We start from the raw sequence: 19303 nt of genomic DNA, 5'->3' as shown, positions 1-19303 counted from the left end.
ATAACCCAATTATCCCTGTGCTTTTTACTTTTTAACGCGAGTGGGCTCCCGTAAACAATCATTCACAATCCTGTATAAAAGCGGTAGCGTTAGAGTCTGGTATAGTGCCAGTTCGGTTTGAGGGATTCAGGCAACATGATGGGTGTAAGAGCGCAACAAAAAGAACGAACCAGGCGTTCTCTGGTTGAAGCCGCGTTTAGCCAGCTAAGTGCTGAACGAAGTTTCGCCAGCCTCAGTTTACGAGAGGTTGCACGTGAGGCCGGGATTGCGCCAACGTCGTTTTATCGTCACTTTCGCGACGTTGATGAACTGGGTCTGACCATGGTGGATGAGAGCGGTTTGATGCTGCGTCAGTTAATGCGTCAGGCCCGCCAGCGCATTGCCAAAGGCGGAAGCGTTATCCGCACTTCCGTTTCTACCTTTATGGAATTCATCGGTAATAACCCCAACGCTTTTCGATTATTACTGCGTGAACGTTCCGGCACGTCTGCCGCTTTTCGCGCCGCGGTGGGCCCGCGAAATTCAGCATTTTATTGCGGAACTTGCCGACTATTTAGAACTCGAAAATCGCATGCCGCGCAGCTTTACTGAAGCGCAGGCGGAAGCGATGGTCACTATTGTTTTTAGCGCCGGTGCCGAAGCCCTCGACGTTGACCCCGAGCAGCGTCGGCAGCTCGAAGAGCGCCTGGTGTTACAGCTGCGCATGATTTCAAAAGGTGCGTATTACTGGTATCGCCGGGAGCAGGAAAAGATGTCGCTGGCGCAATTATCCGAAGAGTGAAGGACGAGCAATGAAACAGTTACAAGAGAGAGGTACGCTGGTGCTGGCGTTTATCGCTGGCCTGTCAATTAACGGAACCTTCGCCGCGCTGTTCAGCTCGGTGGTGCCGTTTTCTGTCTTCCCGATTATCGCGCTGGTGCTGACGGTGTACTGTCTGCATCAGCGTTATCAAAACCGAACGATGCCGATAGGGCTGCCGAGCCTGGCCGCGGCCTGCTTTGTGCTTGGCGTGCTGCTGTATAGCGCTGTCGTTCGCGCAGAGTACCCGGCAATTGGCTCAAACTTCCTGCCGTCCGTGCTTTCCGTGGCGCTGCTGTTCTGGATTGGCTTTAAAATCCGCGCCCGCAAGGCGCAGCTTACGGATTAAGTTTGCTGGGCTGCAAAAAAGAACGGACGCCGCGGCGTCCGTTTTTTATTTACGCGTCAGCCACACGCCGCATTCCATATGGTGCGTGTAAGGGAACTGATCGAATAGCGCCAGACGCGAAATTTCGTGCGTTTCCGTCAGCGTTTCCAGATTCTCACACAGCGTTTGCGGGTTGCAGGAGATATACAGAATACGCGGATAGGCCTGCACCATCTTCACCGTATCGGCATCCAGCCCGCTGCGCGGCGGATCGACAAAAATCGTCTCGCACCGGTAGCTTTTCAGGTCGATGCCTTTTAAGCGATTAAACTCACGCACGCCGTTCATGGCCTGAGTAAATTCCTCAGCCGCCATGCGGATAATCTGCACGTTTTCAATTTTGTTGGCGGCAATGTTGTACTGCGCGGCGGCAACGGAGGGCTTGGCGATTTCGGTGGCCAGCACGCGGTTAAAGTTGCGCGCCAGCGCCAAAGAGAAATTGCCGTTGCCGCAGTACAGTTCCAGCAGGTCCCCGCTTGAGTTGCTGGTCGCCTCCAGCGCCCATTCCAGCATCTGAATATTCATCGCCGCGTTTGGCTGGGTAAAGCTGTTTTCTACCTGACGGTAAATCATCTCTTTGCCCGCAACCGGCAGACGCTCGTCAATATAGTCCCGATCCAGCTCGATTTTGGTTTTCGTGGCGCGGCCAATCAAATGGACGCTAAAGCCCTGCGCGCGAAGCTTATCGCGCAGCGCTTCGGCGTGCCGCTGCCACTCTTCATCCAGCCGGCGATGATAAAGCAAAGATACAACGGCCTGGTTGCTCAGGGTCGTCAGGTAATCTATCTGGAAAAGTTTATGCCGCAACGCGGGGATATCCCGCACGCCGTCCAGCATGGCCGGCATCAGCGCGTTAATAAGCGAGCTGGCCGCCGGGAAGCTGTCCACCCGAATCCGCCGTTTGGTCTGCTGATCAAACATGATGTGGTAGAGATCGTCCTCATCGTGCCAGATGCGGAATTCGGCGCGCATGCGGTAATGGCTGACGGGCGAACGGAACACCTCCGGCGCGGGCGCGGCAAAAGGGGCCATCATGCTTTGCAGGCGGGTGACTTTTTCAGCCAGTTGCGCGTCGTAAAGTTCTGTCGGGAGATGTTCGGGGGTCATAGGCGGCTACCTGTTAATGAAGTCAAACTACGCGGCGATTTTAGGGAATAGCCCCGGGATGTCCAGTCTCTTTGTCCGCGCAAGTGCAGCTGGAAGTCTGGACATCTATAACGTGATAACTGTAGCATGCGCTCTCCGGCCTCCTGAGAGTTAAAAGGGAACCCAGTGCAATTCTGGGGCTGACGCGCAGCGGTAAGGAAGAGCGGGATGAGCGCGAAACGCAGACACTGCTTATATAAGTGGGAAGTCATCATCCATAAAACGCCTCCAAGCCCGAAGACCTGCCGGTTTACGTCGCAATTGGTATAGCTATCGCGTGCTATCGGTTATGCCTGCGGCATCCTTGATTTGAAAGCGGATGCTTATATAAATGATGATAAAAAAAGTTTCGCTGTTTACGGCGCTGTCCGTAACGGCGTTTTCTGGCTGGGCGCAGGACAGCAATTCTGATGATACTCTGGTGGTGACGGCTAACCGTTTCCAGCAGCCGGTTAATACCGTTCTGGCCCCCACGGACGTTGTCACCCGCGAAGATATCGACAGGTGGCAGGCAAAAAACCTCAACGATGTTATGCGCCGCCTGCCGGGCGTGGACATCGCGCAGTATGGCGGCCTCGGACAAGGCTCTTCTATGCTTATTCGCGGCACCAATGCCAGCCACGTCCTGGTGCTGATAGACGGCGTTCCGGTTGCGCGTCCGGGCATTACGAATACCGCTGATTTCAACCAAATCCCTGTCTCTTTAGTTCAGCGCGTAGAGTATATTCGCGGCCCGCGCTCTGCCGTTTACGGCTCCGGTGCGATTGGCGGCGTCATTAACGTGATTACCCGCTCTGATGAAGAAAAATCGCAGATCAACGCCGGGATGGGTTCGAAAGGCTATCAGCAGTATGACGGCACGCTGCGCCAGCGCTTTGGCGATACGGTAGCGACGATTGCCGGCTCATACGAAACGACCAAAGGTTTCAACATCCAGCCACATTCCACCTACAGCGGCGACAACGACCGTGACGGGTTCCGTAATAAATCGTTCTGGGGCGGCGTTGAGCATAAATTCAACGATGAATTCGATGGCTTCTTCCGCGGCCGTAGCTACACCAACAATATCGATTATGATCTGGGCAGCCCGCCGTATCTGCCTGCCTACAGCGCCAACGAAGAGCAGCTTTACAACCAAAGCTATGACGGCGGGATGCGCTTCCACTCCGGCATCTACTCTTCGCAGCTGATCGCCAGCTACCAGAAGGTGAAGGACTATAACTACAGCAGCGAGTATGGACGCTATAACGACGGCACCACGCTGGACCGCATGACCCAGCGTAATCTCCAGTGGGGCAATAATTTTGCCGTCGGGCAGGGCTCGGTCAGCGCCGGCGTGGACTGGCAGCAGCAACGCCTGGCGTCTTCCGATACCGCTATTAAAGATACCTACAAACGTGATAACACCGGCCTGTACCTTAGCGGCCAGCAGCAGTTTGGCGACGTAACGCTTGAGGCTTCCGGACGCGAGGACCACGACGAACAGTTCGGCTGGCACGGCACCTGGCAGACTGCGGCAGGCTGGGAGTTTGTTGAGGGCTACCGTGCAACGGTTTCCTACGGCACCGGCTTCCTTGCGCCGTCGCTTGGACAGCAGTTTGGTTCCAGCCGCTTTGGTATCGACTCTAATCCCAATCTGAAGCCAGAAGAGTCTAAACAGTGGGAAGCGGGGCTTGAAGGCCTGACCGGCCCGCTCGACTGGCGCCTGTCTGCTTATCGCTACAAAATCCAGAACCTGATTACCTACTACTCCGATCCGGTAACCTTCGACGGCTCTTATGACAATATCGATTCTGCGACCATCAAAGGGCTGGAGTGGACGGGAAGCGTGGATACCGGCATCTTTACCCACAGGGTCACGCTGCAGTATATCGATCCGCGTAACGACCAGAACGATGAAGTGCTGGCTCGCCGCGCGAAACGTCAGGCGAAGTATCAGCTCGACTGGACGATGTTCAACGTCGATATGGATGTGTCATGGCAGTATTATGGGAAGCGCTACGACAACAACACCTCTGCTTATAACAACACTCAGCAAATTTTGCCGAGCTACAGCACAGTTGACGTCTCCGCTTCATATCCAGTCACCTCTCAGCTGACCGTTCGTGGTAGAATCGCCAACCTGTTCGATAAAGATTACGAGACGGTTTATGGCTATCAAACCCCAGGACGGGAATACTACCTCTCTGGCAGCTATACCTTCTGATGCACGCCCCACGGTACTGGTCTTTGATTCCGGCGTCGGGGGGCTTTCAGTGTACAACGAGGTCCGGCAACTTCTGCCGGACCTGCATTATATCTATGCCTTCGATAACGTAGCTTTTCCCTACGGCGAAAAGAGCGAAGAGTTTATCGTTGAGCGCGTGGTAGATATTGTTACCGCCGTCCAGGAGCGTTATCCCCTCGCACTTGCCATTATTGCGTGTAATACCGCAAGCACGGTTTCTCTTCCCGCATTACGCGAAAAGTTCGTCTTCCCTGTCGTGGGCGTTGTGCCAGCCATCAAACCTGCCGCCCGTATGACGGCAAACGGCATTGTTGGCCTGCTGGCAACGCGCGGTACGGTTCGTCGTCCTTATACTCACGAACTCGTGGCGCGCTTTGCTACGGAATGCAAAATCGAGATGCTGGGTTCAGCCGAGCTGGTGGAGCTTGCGGAAGCGAAGCTGCACGGCGAGCCGGTGCCTCTGGAAGAGCTTCGCAAGATCCTGCGTCCATGGCTGAGGATGAAAGAGCCGCCGGATACAGTAGTGCTGGGCTGCACCCATTTCCCGCTGTTACAGGAAGAGCTGCTGCAGGTATTGCCGGAAGGGACGCGACTGATAGATTCCGGCGCTGCGATAGCGCGCCGCACGGCCTGGCTTTTAGAGCATGAAGCGCCCGCGGCTTTTTCCGCCGATGAGAATATTGCTTTCTGTATGGCTTTCACCCCGGAAACCGCGCAGCTGATGCCCGTTTTGCAGCGCTACGGTTTCTTTAAGCTCGAAAAATTGCCGGTTGGCGGTGGTTTTGCACAAAAAAGCGACGCTTGAAAAGAAATTGCAAATTAGGGGTTGTCAGCCTCCGAAAAATCCCTATACTGCGCCTCCACTGACACGGCACAACGGCTTACAAACCGGCCCGTCAGGCAGACGAAAGCGAAAACAAACGCTTGACTCTGAAAGAGGAAAGCGTAATATACGCCACCTCGCAACAGCAGGCTTCGCCGCTGATTGCACTGCTCTTTAACAATTTATCAGACAATCTGTGTGGGCACTCGCAGGATTGATATCTCAGCATCTTCGGGTGCAAAAAAATATCAAGTCTTGAAGAGTGACCAGACAGTAATTCATTAGTGAATTATGTGAATGTAATCTTTGAGCATCGCTTCACTGGTTGAAGCACATCAAGCTTTTAATTGAAGAGTTTGATCATGGCTCAGATTGAACGCTGGCGGCAGGCCTAACACATGCAAGTCGAACGGTAGCGGGAAGAAGCTTGCTTCTTTGCCGACGAGTGGCGGACGGGTGAGTAATGTCTGGGAAACTGCCTGATGGCGGGGGATAACTACTGGAAACGGTAGCTAATACCGCATAACGTCGCAAGACCAAAGAGGGGGACCTTCGGGCCTCTTGCCATCAGATGTGCCCAGATGGGATTAGCTTGTTGGTGGGGTAACGGCTCACCAAGGCGACGATCCCTAGCTGGTCTGAGAGGATGACCAGCCACACTGGAACTGAGACACGGTCCAGACTCCTACGGGAGGCAGCAGTGGGGAATATTGCACAATGGGCGCAAGCCTGATGCAGCCATGCCGCGTGTATGAAGAAGGCCTTCGGGTTGTAAAGTACTTTCAGCGAGGAGGAAGGTGCTGAGGTTAATAACCTCAGCAATTGACGTTACTCGCAGAAGAAGCACCGGCTAACTCCGTGCCAGCAGCCGCGGTAATACGGAGGGTGCAAGCGTTAATCGGAATTACTGGGCGTAAAGCGCACGCAGGCGGTCTGTCAAGTCGGATGTGAAATCCCCGGGCTCAACCTGGGAACTGCATTCGAAACTGGCAGGCTAGAGTCTTGTAGAGGGGGGTAGAATTCCAGGTGTAGCGGTGAAATGCGTAGAGATCTGGAGGAATACCGGTGGCGAAGGCGGCCCCCTGGACAAAGACTGACGCTCAGGTGCGAAAGCGTGGGGAGCAAACAGGATTAGATACCCTGGTAGTCCACGCCGTAAACGATGTCGACTTGGAGGTTGTTCCCTTGAGGAGTGGCTTCCGGAGCTAACGCGTTAAGTCGACCGCCTGGGGAGTACGGCCGCAAGGTTAAAACTCAAATGAATTGACGGGGGCCCGCACAAGCGGTGGAGCATGTGGTTTAATTCGATGCAACGCGAAGAACCTTACCTACTCTTGACATCCAGAGAACTTTCCAGAGATGGACTGGTGCCTTCGGGAACTCTGAGACAGGTGCTGCATGGCTGTCGTCAGCTCGTGTTGTGAAATGTTGGGTTAAGTCCCGCAACGAGCGCAACCCTTATCCTTTGTTGCCAGCGGTTAGGCCGGGAACTCAAAGGAGACTGCCAGTGATAAACTGGAGGAAGGTGGGGATGACGTCAAGTCATCATGGCCCTTACGAGTAGGGCTACACACGTGCTACAATGGCGCATACAAAGAGAAGCGACCTCGCGAGAGCAAGCGGACCTCATAAAGTGCGTCGTAGTCCGGATCGGAGTCTGCAACTCGACTCCGTGAAGTCGGAATCGCTAGTAATCGTGGATCAGAATGCCACGGTGAATACGTTCCCGGGCCTTGTACACACCGCCCGTCACACCATGGGAGTGGGTTGCAAAAGAAGTAGGTAGCTTAACCTTCGGGAGGGCGCTTACCACTTTGTGATTCATGACTGGGGTGAAGTCGTAACAAGGTAACCGTAGGGGAACCTGCGGTTGGATCACCTCCTTACCTTAAAGATACAACCCGCGCAGTGCTCACACAGATTGTCTGATAGAAGTAAAGAAGCAAGGCGCCTGCGAAGTCGCGACACTCAGTGTCCCCTTCGTCTAGCGGTTAGGACTCCGCCCTTTCACGGCGGCAACAGGGGTTCGAATCCCCTAGGGGACGCCACTTGCTTGGTGACAGGTGAAAGGTGTCGCTAAAAAATATCTTAAAACTGACTGTAACAGTCGGCTTTAAGATATTGCTCTTTAAAAATCCGGAACAAGCTGAAAATTGAAACGACACACCATGTCTGTTCTCCGTAATAAGAACAGACAGGCGGTGTGTTCGAGTCTCTCAAATTTTCATAATTCGAAGTGAAACATCTTCGGGTTGTGAGGTTAAGCGACTAAGCGTACACGGTGGATGCCCTGGCAGTCAGAGGCGATGAAGGACGTGCTAATCTGCGATAAGCGCCGGTAAGGTGATATGAACCGTTATAACCGGCGATTTCCGAATGGGGAAACCCAGTGCAATCCGTTGCACTATCGTTAAGCCAATACATAACTTAACGAAGCGAACCGGGGGAACTGAAACATCTAAGTACCCCGAGGAAAAGAAATCAACCGAGATTCCCCCAGTAGCGGCGAGCGAACGGGGAGCAGCCCAGAACCAGCATCAGTTTGTGTGTCAGTGGAAGCGTCTGGAAAGTCGCAGGGTACAGGGTGATACTCCCGTACACAAAGGCACACCTTCTGTGAGTTCGACGAGTAGGGCGGGACACGTGGTATCCTGTCTGAATATGGGGGGACCATCCTCCAAGGCTAAATACTCCTGACTGACCGATAGTGAACCAGTACCGTGAGGGAAAGGCGAAAAGAACCCCGGCGAGGGGAGTGAAACAGAACCTGAAACCGTGTACGTACAAGCAGTGGGAGCCTCTTTATGGGGTGACTGCGTACCTTTTGTATAATGGGTCAGCGACTTATATTCTGTAGCAAGGTTAACCGTATAGGGGAGCCGCAGGGAAACCGAGTCTTAACTGGGCGTTAAGTTGCAGGGTATAGACCCGAAACCCGGTGATCTAGCCATGGGCAGGTTGAAGGTTGGGTAACACTAACTGGAGGACCGAACCGACTAATGTTGAAAAATTAGCGGATGACCTGTGGCTGGGGGTGAAAGGCCAATCAAACCGGGAGATAGCTGGTTCTCCCCGAAAGCTATTTAGGTAGCGCCTCGTGAATTCATCTCCGGGGGTAGAGCACTGTTTCGGCTAGGGGGCCATCCCGGCTTACCAACCCGATGCAAACTGCGAATACCGGAGAATGTTATCACGGGAGACACACGGCGGGTGCTAACGTCCGTCGTGAAGAGGGAAACAACCCAGACCGCCAGCTAAGGTCCCAAAGTCATGGTTAAGTGGGAAACGATGTGGGAAGGCACAGACAGCCAGGATGTTGGCTTAGAAGCAGCCATCATTTAAAGAAAGCGTAATAGCTCACTGGTCGAGTCGGCCCTGCGCGGAAGATGTAACGGGGCTAAACCATGCACCGAAGCTGCGGCAGCGACACTATGTGTTGTTGGGTAGGGGAGCGTTCTGTAAGCCGTTGAAGGTGGACTGTGAGGTCTGCTGGAGGTATCAGAAGTGCGAATGCTGACATAAGTAACGATAAAGCGGGTGAAAAGCCCGCTCGCCGGAAGACCAAGGGTTCCTGTCCAACGTTAATCGGGGCAGGGTGAGTCGACCCCTAAGGCGAGGCCGAAAGGCGTAGTCGATGGGAAACAGGTTAATATTCCTGTACTCGGTGTTACTGCGAAGGGGGGACGGAGAAGGCTATGTTGGCCGGGCGACGGTTGTCCCGGTTTAAGCGTGCAGGCTTGTGTTCCAGGCAAATCCGGAACACTTTAAGGCTGAGGCGTGATGACGAGGCACTACGGTGCTGAAGTGACAAATGCCCTGCTTCCAGGAAAAGCCTCTAAGCATCAGGTAACACAGAATCGTACCCCAAACCGACACAGGTGGTCAGGTAGAGAATACCAAGGCGCTTGAGAGAACTCGGGTGAAGGAACTAGGCAAAATGGTGCCGTAACTTCGGGAGAAGGCACGCTGGCGCGTAGGTGAAGTCCCTTGCGGATGGAGCTGAAGCCAGTCGAAGATACCAGCTGGCTGCAACTGTTTATTAAAAACACAGCACTGTGCAAACACGAAAGTGGACGTATACGGTGTGACGCCTGCCCGGTGCCGGAAGGTTAATTGATGGGGTCAGCCGCAAGGCGAAGCTCTTGATCGAAGCCCCGGTAAACGGCGGCCGTAACTATAACGGTCCTAAGGTAGCGAAATTCCTTGTCGGGTAAGTTCCGACCTGCACGAATGGCGTAATGATGGCCAGGCTGTCTCCACCCGAGACTCAGTGAAATTGAACTCGCTGTGAAGATGCAGTGTACCCGCGGCAAGACGGAAAGACCCCGTGAACCTTTACTATAGCTTGACACTGAACACTGGTCCTTGATGTGTAGGATAGGTGGGAGGCTTTGAAGCGTGGACGCCAGTCTGCGTGGAGCCAACCTTGAAATACCACCCTTTAATGGCTGGTGTTCTAACGTAGACCCGTAATCCGGGTTGCGGACAGTGTCTGGTGGGTAGTTTGACTGGGGCGGTCTCCTCCTAAAGCGTAACGGAGGAGCACGAAGGTTAGCTAATCACGGTCGGACATCGTGAGGTTAGTGCAAAGGCATAAGCTAGCTTGACTGCGAGAGTGACGGCTCGAGCAGGTGCGAAAGCAGGTCTTAGTGATCCGGTGGTTCTGAATGGAAGGGCCATCGCTCAACGGATAAAAGGTACTCCGGGGATAACAGGCTGATACCGCCCAAGAGTTCATATCGACGGCGGTGTTTGGCACCTCGATGTCGGCTCATCACATCCTGGGGCTGAAGTAGGTCCCAAGGGTATGGCTGTTCGCCATTTAAAGTGGTACGCGAGCTGGGTTTAGAACGTCGTGAGACAGTTCGGTCCCTATCTGCCGTGGGCGCTGGAGAATTGAGGGGGGCTGCTCCTAGTACGAGAGGACCGGAGTGGACGCATCACTGGTGTTCGGGTTGTCATGCCAATGGCACTGCCCGGTAGCTAAATGCGGAAGAGATAAGCGCTGAAAGCATCTAAGCGCGAAACTTGCCCCGAGATGAATTCTCCCTGAGACTTCAAGTCTCCTGAAGGAACGTTGAAGACGACGACGTTGATAGGCTGGGTGTGTAAGTGCAGCGATGCATTGAGCTAACCAGTACTAATGATCCGTGAGGCTTAACCTTACAACACCGAAGGTGTTTTGTGAGAGACAGAATAATTTGATTTTCAGCCTGAACCGAGATTTTAAGCCGGTGGTCATGAACAGTGACGGCCGGAGAACAGAATATGCCTGGCGGCAACAGCGCGGTGGTCCCACCTGACCCCATGCCGAACTCAGAAGTGAAACGCCGTAGCGCCGATGGTAGTGTGGGGTCTCCCCATGCGAGAGTAGGGAACTGCCAGGCTCCAAATTCAGAAGTAAAATCGGGGTTAACCCTGATGCTGTAAGAAATTCGGTGGAGCGGTAGTTCAGTCGGTTAGAATACCTGCCTGTCACGCAGGGGGTCGCGGGTTCGAGTCCCGTCCGTTCCGCCACTTATAAAAAATTGAGCCTGCTAACCAGCGGGCTTAATAATAAGCGTCATTTAGGGGCGTAGCTCAGTTGGTAGAGCACCGGTCTCCAAAACCGGGTGTCGCGAGTTCGAGTCTCTCCGCCCCTGCCATATAACGATCCTTTGCTTCGGCAAAGGATTTTTTTTGCCTGAAATTCCTCTAAATCTTCTCCCGTTATCCTCAAAAGCGCATTACTGCGCTATGAGTGTCGTCTTTAATAACTCTTTGATCGTGCTTTGTTTATCACTGTTCTGTAGCCAGATTGCGTACAGAGGGCGCGAGATCATTTTTGACTCTACAAGCAGGCTTAACCCTTCCTGTTTCTTTGCCCACTCAGCGGGTAAAAATGTATACCCGTTAAGCTGCGCAAGCAGTTTGCTGGCGATCTGCGCCGAGCTGGTTGTTAACACGGGGATATCATCGTTACTGATCAGCCCGGGCCTCATGCTGCTGAAAATCAGGGCCCCATTCCAGGCGCAGATAGGTCAGATCTTCTGCGCTGTTTCGCTGTGACGGAGCAAAGAGCGCCAGATTGAAATGTCCCAGCAGCTGGCTTGAGAATTCATCCATCTTGGGCGCTTCGGTGGTAATCAATAAGTCCAGCTGGCGTTCGTGCAGCTGTTTTACTAATGACTGACGCTGTGCAATACGTGCTTCAAACTGCAGGCCGCTATGGTGTTGATAAAGCGCGACCAGCCATTCTGAAAGCATGCATTCCCATAGTGAAGCGCTTGCACCGATGGTTAACTGGTTATGCTGCGACGTATGGGATACTTCTTTCTTGGCCGCAAGCCAGATGCTCATCAGATTTTCAGCATAGGGAAGCAGACGCTCTCCGGCGGTAGTGAGCCGTATGTTATTGCGATGTCTGGTAAAAAGATTTACGCCCAGCTGGTTTTCTAACTGACGAATACGAAAACTGACGGCGGATTGCGTTAAATAAAGCGCTTCCGCCGCCCGTCCAAAATGGCGGGTCCTGCTTACTTCTAAAAAGGTTTTCAGTAATTCGGTATCCACAGCCTGCTCCCAAAAAAAATTTGTCGTTATGATTTAAATGTTTTGTTTGACGCTCTGTCAAGCGTAACTAATACTCCGCGCCATAAATAGCTCGGCCAAGAGAATTAGGAGCGTGTAGGATGGCGGAAAGCTTTACGACGACTAATCGGTTTTTCGACAATAAACATTATCCGCGCGGGTTCGCTCGCCATGGTGATTTCACCATTAAAGAGGCACAGTTACTGGAACGCCATGGTTTTGCGTTCAATGAGCTGGATCTCGGTAAGCGTGAACCTGGAACTGAAGAAGAAGTGCTGTTTGTGGCGGTATGCCGTGGCGAGCGTGAGCCAGTCACCGAAGCCGAACGCGTATGGAGCAAGTACATGACGCGCATCAAGCGTCCTAAACGCTTCCATACCCTCTCCGGCGGTAAACCGCAGATGGATACGGTAGAAGACTTTACCGACAGCGATGACTGACAAAAATGGGGCTCCGGCCCCATTTTTTTATCCTGTTAACCGTTGTAGATGGGCCAGCAGGCGGTCTATCGCACGATAACTTAATGCTTCCATCAGATGCTCGCGCCCGATTTTCTCATGCTGTTGCATATCAGCGATTGTCCGGGCGACTTTCAATAATCTCTGCCACGCCCGTATGGATAATCCCAGGTTAACTAACGCCTCTTCCAGCCATAGCGCATCTGTTTGCTCAATCGCACAATGCTTGCGGATTTCATGGTTATCGAGCCTCGCATTAAGCTTATCCTGACGTAAATATTGTCGTCGCTGGGTTTGTAAGACCCGCTTCCTGATATCCGTGCTGCTTTCGCTCCGCTGAGCGGGCCTGCTGAGCATTCCCGAAGGCGGCAGAGGAATTTCAACCGACAGGTCAAAGCGATCCAGAAAAGGCCCTGACAGCCGGCTCAGATAGCGCAGCGTTTGTTCTGGCGTACAGCGGTTGTGCTTACCCTGATAATGACCCGTCGGGCTGGGGTTCATCGCTGCCAGCAGCTGAAAGCGCGCGGGATAGGTGATTTTGGCCCGCGTGCGCGAAATATGAATCTCTCCTGATTCGATAGGCTCCCGCAGCGCGTCCAGCGCGCGACGCTCAAACTCGGGCAGCTCATCCAGAAACAGTACGCCATTATGAGCAAGAGAGATCTCACCCGGACGGGGAATACCGCCGCCGCCAACCAATGCCGGCAGCGAAGCGCTATGATGCGGCGCCCTGAACGGGCGCTGACGCCATTTTTTACGCAGATCGTGTGGATTTGTCAGGCTGAGAATGGCCGCGCTGTCGAGTGCTTCAGCGTCATTTAAGGGAGGCAGAAGCGTAGTCAGACGGCTGGCCAACATCGTTTTGCCTGTGCCCGGCGGGCCGATGAGTAATAAATTGTGCCCCCCGGCGGCTGCGATCTCTAATGCGCGTTTACCCTGCGACTGACCAATGATTTCATTGAGATCCTGCCCGTTTTCAGCCTGCCACTCCTCCTGTATTTCAGGCGCAAGAAGCTCGCCTTTATTTTCCAGAAAAGCGCATACCTGGATGAGGTGGTTTGCGATAAGGCAGCCTTGTTGTTTGATTAACCCAAGCTCGCCGGCGTTTTCTTCCGCCGCAATAATATTCCTGCCTGCTTTCAGCGCTTCCATGGCTGATGAAATCGCGCCGGGAACGCCGCGTAAAGCGCCTGTGAGCGCCAGCTCCCCCACGAACTCATATCGATCCAGTTTATCTCCTGAGAGCTGCTCAGAGGCCGCGAGCAGGGCTAATGCGATAGGAAGATCGTACCTTCCTCCTTCTTTCGGAAGATCTGCCGGCGCAAGATTGATGGTGATTTTTTTGGCAGGAAAGGTATAGCCGCTATTGATAATAGCGCTACGTACTCGATCCCTTGCCTCCCTGACGGTAGTTTCCGGCAAACCGACCAGCGTTAATCCCGGTAATCCCTGACTAAGATGCACCTCGACGGTGACCAGCGGAGCGGCAATGCCTAAAGCCGCCCTCGTATTAATAACTGCCAGTGACATATTCTCTCCTTAGATGCCGAATAATATTGTCATCCGGCTGAGAGAGGATTAAGGGCAAGAGTTACGATTATCGAGACGCTTTCCTGGCTTTCTCACATCCTTTCATCATTGCATTGAAATCTGGAACCCTTCTCTCAGAAGAATAAGTTTTTTGTCAGGAAGCGAATAAAATGCCCAGAAACATGCCGGCAATGAAATTTTTTCATTATTCCCTTATCTACTGAAAATAAATGCTTTTTGAATTTTTAGATTTTGAATGCGCCGACAGCGTCATAAAAAAATCTTGTGCTTTTGCCGCTCTCTGTGATAACTCTGTAGGCATTACTTCGAACTAGACGTTAGAACATACAGAAAATGAAAGCCCTTCTACGAGTGATTAGCCTGGTCGTGATTAGCGTGGTGGTGATTATTATCCCATCGTGCGGGGCTGCACTTGGAGAAAGAAAGGCTTAAAAATCAAGCCTGAATCGAAAAGAACCCCCGCACCGAAAGGTCCGGGGGTTTTTTGTTGGGCAAAGAAATTCAAGTGGGGAACAGATGATGTGTTGCAGAATAAAATGCTGTTTCTCCGGTAATGAGACGGGGAACTAACTATGAATGGTGCACAGTGGGTGGTACATGCTTTGCGAGCGCAGGGTGTAGAGACAGTTTTCGGTTATCCGGGTGGCGCGATAATGCCTGTCTACGATGCTTTGTATGACGGCGGCGTGGAGCACTTACTCTGTCGCCACGAACAGGGCGCGGCGATGGCAGCTATCGGCTACGCACGTTCTACTGGAAAAACAGGCGTTTGCATTGCGACTTCAGGCCCCGGCGCCACCAACCTCATCACCGGCCTTGCCGATGCGCTGTTAGATTCCGTTCCCGTTGTTGCTATCACCGGCCAGGTCGCCGCTCCCTTTATCGGCACCGATGCTTTTCAGGAAGTGGACGTTTTAGGCCTGTCACTGGCCTGCACCAAGCACAGTTTCCTCGTCGAGTCTCTCGAAGAGCTGCCCCGTATCCTTGCTGAAGCCTTCGCCGTGGCAAACTCTGGCCGTCCCGGGCCGGTTCTGGTTGATATCCCTAAAGACATTCAGCTGGCGCAGGGGGATCCCGAGCCGTGGCTGTCGACCGTTGAAGATAATTTCGAACTGCCGCATACGGAACTGCAGCAGGCGCGTGAGATGCTGGCAAACGCGCATAAACCAATGCTGTATATCGGTGGTGGAGTGGGTATGGCGCAGGCCGTCCCTGCGCTGCGTGAATTCATTGCCGTAACCGATATGCCTTCTGCGGTGACGCTAAAAGGGCTGGGCGCGGTGCCGGCGGAGCATCCTTTTTATACCGGCATGTTAGGTATGCACGGCACTAAAGCGGCCAACCTCGCGGTGCAGGAATGTGATTTGCTGGTCGCCGTTGGCGCCCGTTTTGACGACCGTGTAACCGGTAAGCTCAACACCTTTGCCCCGCACGCCAAAGTTATCCATATGGATATCGACCCGGCTGAACTTGGCAAATTACGCGAGGCGCACGTGGGCCTGCAGGGCGATTTAACCCAGCTGCTGCAGGCTTTGCAGCAGCCTCTGAACATCGCGCAGTGGCGGCAGGAAGTGGCTAAATTACGCGATGAAAACCCATGGCGTTACGATCATCCAGGAGAGGCGATATTCGCACCTCTGCTGCTAAAACAGCTTTCCGACCGCAAGCCGGACAACTGCGTGGTTACCACCGATGTGGGCCAGCACCAGATGTGGACGGCTCAGCATATGTCCTTCACGCGCCCGGAAAACTTCATCACTTCCAGCGGCCTGGGCACTATGGGCTTTGGCCTGCCGGCCGCGGTTGGCGCTCAGGTTGCCCGGCCAAATGATACGGTTATCTGTATCTCGGGTGACGGCTCCTTCATGATGAACGTGCAGGAGCTGGGCACGGTGAAGCGAAAACGGCTGCCGCTGAAAATCGTTTTACTGGATAACCAGCGTTTAGGGATGGTGCGACAGTGGCAGCAAATGTTCTTCTCAGAGCGATACAGCGAAACCAATCTCTCCGATAACCCCAATTTCCTCATGCTGGCCTGCGCCTTCGGCATCCCGGGCCAGCATATTACCCGTAAAGACCAGGTTGAAGACGCCATCGACGCGCTGTTGAACAGCGAAGGTCCGTACATGCTGCACGTCTCAATCGATGAGTACGAAAACGTCTGGCCGTTGGTGCCGCCCGGTGCCAGTAATTCGCAAATGCTGGAGAAATTATCATGATGCAACATCAACTCGCCGTGCAGGCTCGCTTCCGTCCGGAAACGCTGGAGCGCGTATTACGCGTGGTACGCCACCGCGGTTTTCAGATCTGCTCAATGAACATGGTTGCCGTGGGCAATACCGACGACATTAATATCGAATTGACCGTTGCCAGCCTGCGACCTGTCGAATTATTGTTTAGCCAGCTAAGCAAACTGGTTGACGTAGGCCGCGTCGAAATCCAGCAACAGACATCACAACAAATCCGCGCCTGAGCGCAAAAGGAAGAGAATAATGACAACGAAGAAAGCTGATTATATCTGGTTCAATGGTGAGATGACGCCGTGGGGCGAAGCGAAAGTTCACGTTATGTCCCATGCGCTACATTACGGTACCTCCGTGTTCGAAGGCATCCGTTGCTACGATTCTCATCAAGGGCCGGTGGTGTTCCGCCATCGCGAACACATGCAGCGTCTGCGTGACTCAGCAAAAATCTACCGCTTCCCGGTTTCGCAAAGTGTTGATGAGTTGATGGAGGCCTGCCGCGCCGTTATCCGCAAAAACAATCTCACCAGCGCCTATATTCGTCCTCTGGTGTTTGTCGGGGACGTGGGGATGGGCGTGAATCCGCCGGACGGCTATACCACCGATGTCATCATTGCCGCCTTCCCCTGGGGCGCATACCTGGGCGCGGAAGCGCTGGATCAGGGGATCGACGCCATGGTTTCCTCATGGAACCGCGCGGCGCCGAATACCATTCCTACCGCCGCGAAAGCGGGCGGCAACTATCTCTCTTCCCTGCTGGTCGGCAGCGAAGCGCGTCGTCACGGCTATCAGGAAGGTATTGCTTTAGATGTGCAGGGCTTCCTGTCGGAAGGCGCGGGCGAGAACCTCTTTGAGGTCAAAGACGGCATTCTGTTTACCCCGCCGTTCACCTCTTCCGCGCTGCCGGGCATTACCCGCGATGCCATCATCAAACTGGCGAAAGACCTGGGTATCGAAGTGCGTGAGCAGGTGCTTTCCCGCGAATCGCTCTACCTGTCGGACGAAGTCTTTATGTCCGGCACCGCGGCTGAAATCACGCCGGTACGCAGCGTTGACGGCATTCAGGTGGGCGAAGGCCGTTGCGGCCCCGGTGACTAAACGTATTCAGCAGGCATTTTTTGGTCTGTTCACCGGCGAGACCGAAGATAAATGGGGCTGGTTAGATCCAGTAAACCCACAGTAAAAAATTATAACCATGCGGGTGGCAACTGACCGTCCGCACCATGACAGACTGGAGTAATAAGCATGCCTAAGTACCGTTCAGCCACCACAACCCATGGCCGTAATATGGCTGGTGCCCGCGCTTTGTGGCGCGCAACCGGCATGACCGATGATGATTTCGGCAAGCCGATCATTGCCGTCGTGAACTCCTTTACCCAATTTGTGCCGGGCCACGTTCACCTGCGCGATCTGGGCAAGCTGGTCGCCGAACAAATCGAAGCTTCTGGCGGCGTGGCTAAAGAATTCAATACTATTGCCGTGGATGACGGCATCGCCATGGGCCACGGCGGCATGCTTTATTCTCTGCCGTCCCGCGAACTGATTGCCGACTCCGTGGAATACATGGTTAACGCCCACTGCGCCGACGCCATGGTCTGCATCTCCAACTGCGATAAGATCACCCCGGGAATGCTGATGGCGTCGCTGCGCCTGAACATTCCGGTTATTTTCGTTTCCGGCGGCCCGATGGAGGCCGGGAAAACCAAACTGTCTAACCAGATAATCAAGCTCGACCTGGTGGACGCGATGATTCAGGGCGCCAACCCTAACGTCAGCGATGCGGACAGCGAACAAATCGAACGTTCCGCCTGTCCTACCTGCGGCTCCTGCTCCGGCATGTTCACCGCTAACTCAATGAACTGCCTGACCGAAGCGCTGGGCCTGTCGCAGCCGGGGAACGGCTCGCTGCTGGCGACTCACGCCGACCGTAAAGACCTGTTCCTGAATGCCGGTAAGCGCATCGTTGAGCTGACCAAACGTTATTACGAACAGGACGACGCCAGCGCCTTGCCGCGCAGCATCGCCAGCAAAGCGGCATTCGAAAACGCCATGACGCTTGATATTGCGATGGGCGGCTCGACCAACACCGTTCTGCACCTGCTTGCCGCGGCCCAGGAAGGCGAAATCGAATTCGATATGACGGATATCGACCGCCTGTCGCGCAAGGTGCCGCACCTGTGCAAGGTCGCGCCAAGCACGCAGAAATATCATATGGAAGACGTTCACCGCGCCGGCGGCGTGCTGGCTATTCTGGGCGAGCTGGATCGCGCCGGCCTGCTGCATCGCGACGTAAAAAATATCCTGGGCCTGACGTTATCCCAGACGCTGGACAAGTACGACATCATGCTGACTCAGGACGAGGCGGTGAAAAAAATGTTCCGCGCAGGCCCGGCGGGCATCCGAACCACCCAGGCCTTCTCCCAGGACTGCCGTTGGGACACGCTGGATGACGATCGTGCAGAAGGCTGTATTCGCTCGCTGGAAAACGCGTTCAGTAAAGACGGCGGTCTGGCCGTGCTGTACGGCAATATCGCGCAGGCGGGCAGCATCGTAAAAACCGCAGGCGTGGATAAATCCAACCTGACCTTCCGCGGGCCGGCGAAAGTGTACGAAAGCCAGGACAGCGCGGTTGAAGCCATCCTCGGTGGAAAAGTGGTGGCCGGCGACGTGGTGGTTATTCGCTACGAAGGCCCGAAAGGCGGCCCGGGCATGCAGGAAATGCTGTATCCGACCACCTATCTGAAATCAATGGGGCTGGGTAAAGAGTGCGCGCTGATCACCGACGGCCGTTTCTCCGGCGGCACTTCCGGTTTGTCTATTGGGCATGTTTCTCCGGAAGCGGCGAGCGGCGGCCTGATAGCGCTGGTTGAAGATGGCGACATGATTGATATCGATATTCCAAACCGCAGCATGGTGCTGGACGTTCCTGCCGCCGAGCTGGCCGCGCGTCACGAGGCCGAGCTGGCCCGCGGTGAAAAAGCCTGGACGCCGAAAAATCGTGAACGCGTGGTTTCCTACGCGCTGCGCGCTTACGCAAGCCTCGCCACCAGCGCCGATAAAGGCGCAGTGCGCGATAAAAGCAAGCTGGGAGGCTAATC

At 54.2% G+C, this 19303-nt stretch carries 10 protein-coding genes, 3 tRNA genes, 3 rRNA genes, 3 pseudogenes and 1 riboswitch; of the genes and pseudogenes, 16 read left to right on the top strand and 3 right to left on the bottom strand.

Translation table 11 applies throughout. The features are described 5' to 3' along the window. Window positions 1-135: 135 nt before the first annotated feature. Window positions 136-781, top strand: a pseudogene (fabR, locus tag WLO32_RS19825) (HTH-type transcriptional repressor FabR). Window positions 782-791: 10 nt separating this feature from the next. Beyond that, a complete protein-coding gene (locus WLO32_RS19820) occupies window positions 792-1148 on the top strand; it encodes a YijD family membrane protein (protein WP_435946651.1) in 357 nt (118 codons plus the stop codon). Between the two features lie 45 nt (window positions 1149-1193). Here the strand turns inward: WLO32_RS19820 and trmA are convergent, their stop codons facing one another. Further along, window positions 1194-2294, bottom strand: a complete 1101-nt coding sequence (trmA, locus tag WLO32_RS19815) for a tRNA (uridine(54)-C5)-methyltransferase TrmA (RefSeq protein WP_435946650.1) — start codon at window positions 2292-2294, stop codon at window positions 1194-1196. A 119-nt stretch (window positions 2295-2413) separates the two neighbouring features. Further along, window positions 2414-2597: riboswitch (cobalamin riboswitch) on the top strand. A gap of 70 nt (window positions 2598-2667) precedes the next feature. On the opposite strand from trmA, the gene btuB reads away from it, so the two are divergent. The 8 genes from btuB (at window position 2668) to WLO32_RS19775 (ending at window position 11028) form a co-directional block, all read left to right on the top strand. Continuing rightward, a complete protein-coding gene (btuB, locus tag WLO32_RS19810; protein ID WP_435948346.1) occupies window positions 2668-4539 on the top strand; it encodes a TonB-dependent vitamin B12 receptor BtuB in 1872 nt (623 codons plus the stop codon). Further along, entirely contained in the window at window positions 4484-5365 is an 882-nt protein-coding gene (gene murI, locus WLO32_RS19805) for a glutamate racemase (protein ID WP_435946649.1), read from the top strand. The genes btuB and murI overlap by 56 nt, the downstream gene beginning before the upstream one ends. A 362-nt stretch (window positions 5366-5727) precedes the next feature. Continuing rightward, window positions 5728-7269: ribosomal RNA gene (locus tag WLO32_RS19800) — 16S ribosomal RNA — on the top strand. Between the two features lie 87 nt (window positions 7270-7356). Next, window positions 7357-7431, top strand: a tRNA-Glu gene (locus tag WLO32_RS19795). 210 nt (window positions 7432-7641) lie between these two features. After that, window positions 7642-10548, top strand: a 23S ribosomal RNA gene (locus tag WLO32_RS19790). Window positions 10549-10654: 106 nt separating this feature from the next. Beyond that, window positions 10655-10770, top strand: a 5S ribosomal RNA gene (rrf, locus tag WLO32_RS19785). Together the 16S, 23S and 5S rRNA genes with 3 tRNA genes alongside form the textbook arrangement of a ribosomal RNA operon. A 53-nt stretch (window positions 10771-10823) precedes the next feature. Then, window positions 10824-10900: transfer RNA gene (locus WLO32_RS19780), tRNA-Asp, on the top strand. A gap of 52 nt (window positions 10901-10952) precedes the next feature. Next, window positions 10953-11028, top strand: a tRNA-Trp gene (locus tag WLO32_RS19775). 81 nt (window positions 11029-11109) lie between these two features. Here WLO32_RS19775 and hdfR read toward each other — a convergent pair. Then, a pseudogene (hdfR, locus tag WLO32_RS19770) lies at window positions 11110-11935 on the bottom strand (HTH-type transcriptional regulator HdfR). Window positions 11936-12054: 119 nt separating this feature from the next. On the opposite strand from hdfR, the gene WLO32_RS19765 reads away from it, so the two are divergent. Then, window positions 12055-12393 (top strand): DUF413 domain-containing protein, encoded by a 339-nt coding sequence (locus tag WLO32_RS19765; protein ID WP_121266815.1) that lies wholly within the window; start codon window positions 12055-12057, stop codon window positions 12391-12393. 27 nt (window positions 12394-12420) lie between these two features. On the opposite strand, the gene WLO32_RS19760 is transcribed toward WLO32_RS19765, so the two are convergent. After that, window positions 12421-13941: a YifB family Mg chelatase-like AAA ATPase gene (locus WLO32_RS19760; protein WP_435946648.1), complete on the bottom strand. Its 1521-nt coding sequence runs from the start codon at window positions 13939-13941 to the stop codon at window positions 12421-12423. 354 nt (window positions 13942-14295) lie between these two features. On the opposite strand from WLO32_RS19760, the gene ilvL reads away from it, so the two are divergent. The 5 genes and pseudogenes from ilvL (at window position 14296) to ilvD (ending at window position 19301) form a co-directional block, all read left to right on the top strand. Further along, on the top strand, window positions 14296-14394 hold the full coding sequence (gene ilvL, locus WLO32_RS19755; RefSeq protein ID WP_121266813.1) for an ilv operon leader peptide: 99 nt from the start codon (window positions 14296-14298) through the stop codon (window positions 14392-14394). Between the two features lie 140 nt (window positions 14395-14534). After that, window positions 14535-16181 carry an acetolactate synthase 2 catalytic subunit gene (gene ilvG / locus WLO32_RS19750; RefSeq protein WP_435946647.1) on the top strand — a complete coding sequence of 549 codons (1647 nt, stop codon included), beginning with the start codon at window positions 14535-14537 and terminating at the stop codon, window positions 16179-16181. Beyond that, on the top strand, window positions 16178-16435 hold the full coding sequence (gene ilvM, locus WLO32_RS19745; RefSeq protein ID WP_435946646.1) for an acetolactate synthase 2 small subunit: 258 nt from the start codon (window positions 16178-16180) through the stop codon (window positions 16433-16435). Before ilvG ends, ilvM begins: the two co-directional genes overlap by 4 nt. 19 nt (window positions 16436-16454) lie before the next feature. Beyond that, window positions 16455-17388: pseudogene (locus WLO32_RS19740) on the top strand (branched-chain amino acid transaminase). Window positions 17389-17450: 62 nt separating this feature from the next. Then, a complete protein-coding gene (gene ilvD, locus WLO32_RS19735; protein ID WP_435946645.1) occupies window positions 17451-19301 on the top strand; it encodes a dihydroxy-acid dehydratase in 1851 nt (616 codons plus the stop codon). Window positions 19302-19303 lie beyond the last annotated feature (2 nt).

The sequence above is a fragment of the Dryocola mayonis genome, assembly GCF_051307045.1.
GTDB lineage: Bacteria > Pseudomonadota > Gammaproteobacteria > Enterobacterales > Enterobacteriaceae > Dryocola.
The sequence above is the reverse complement of the archived record's forward strand: the minus strand, read 5'-3'. Positions and strand labels throughout refer to the sequence as shown.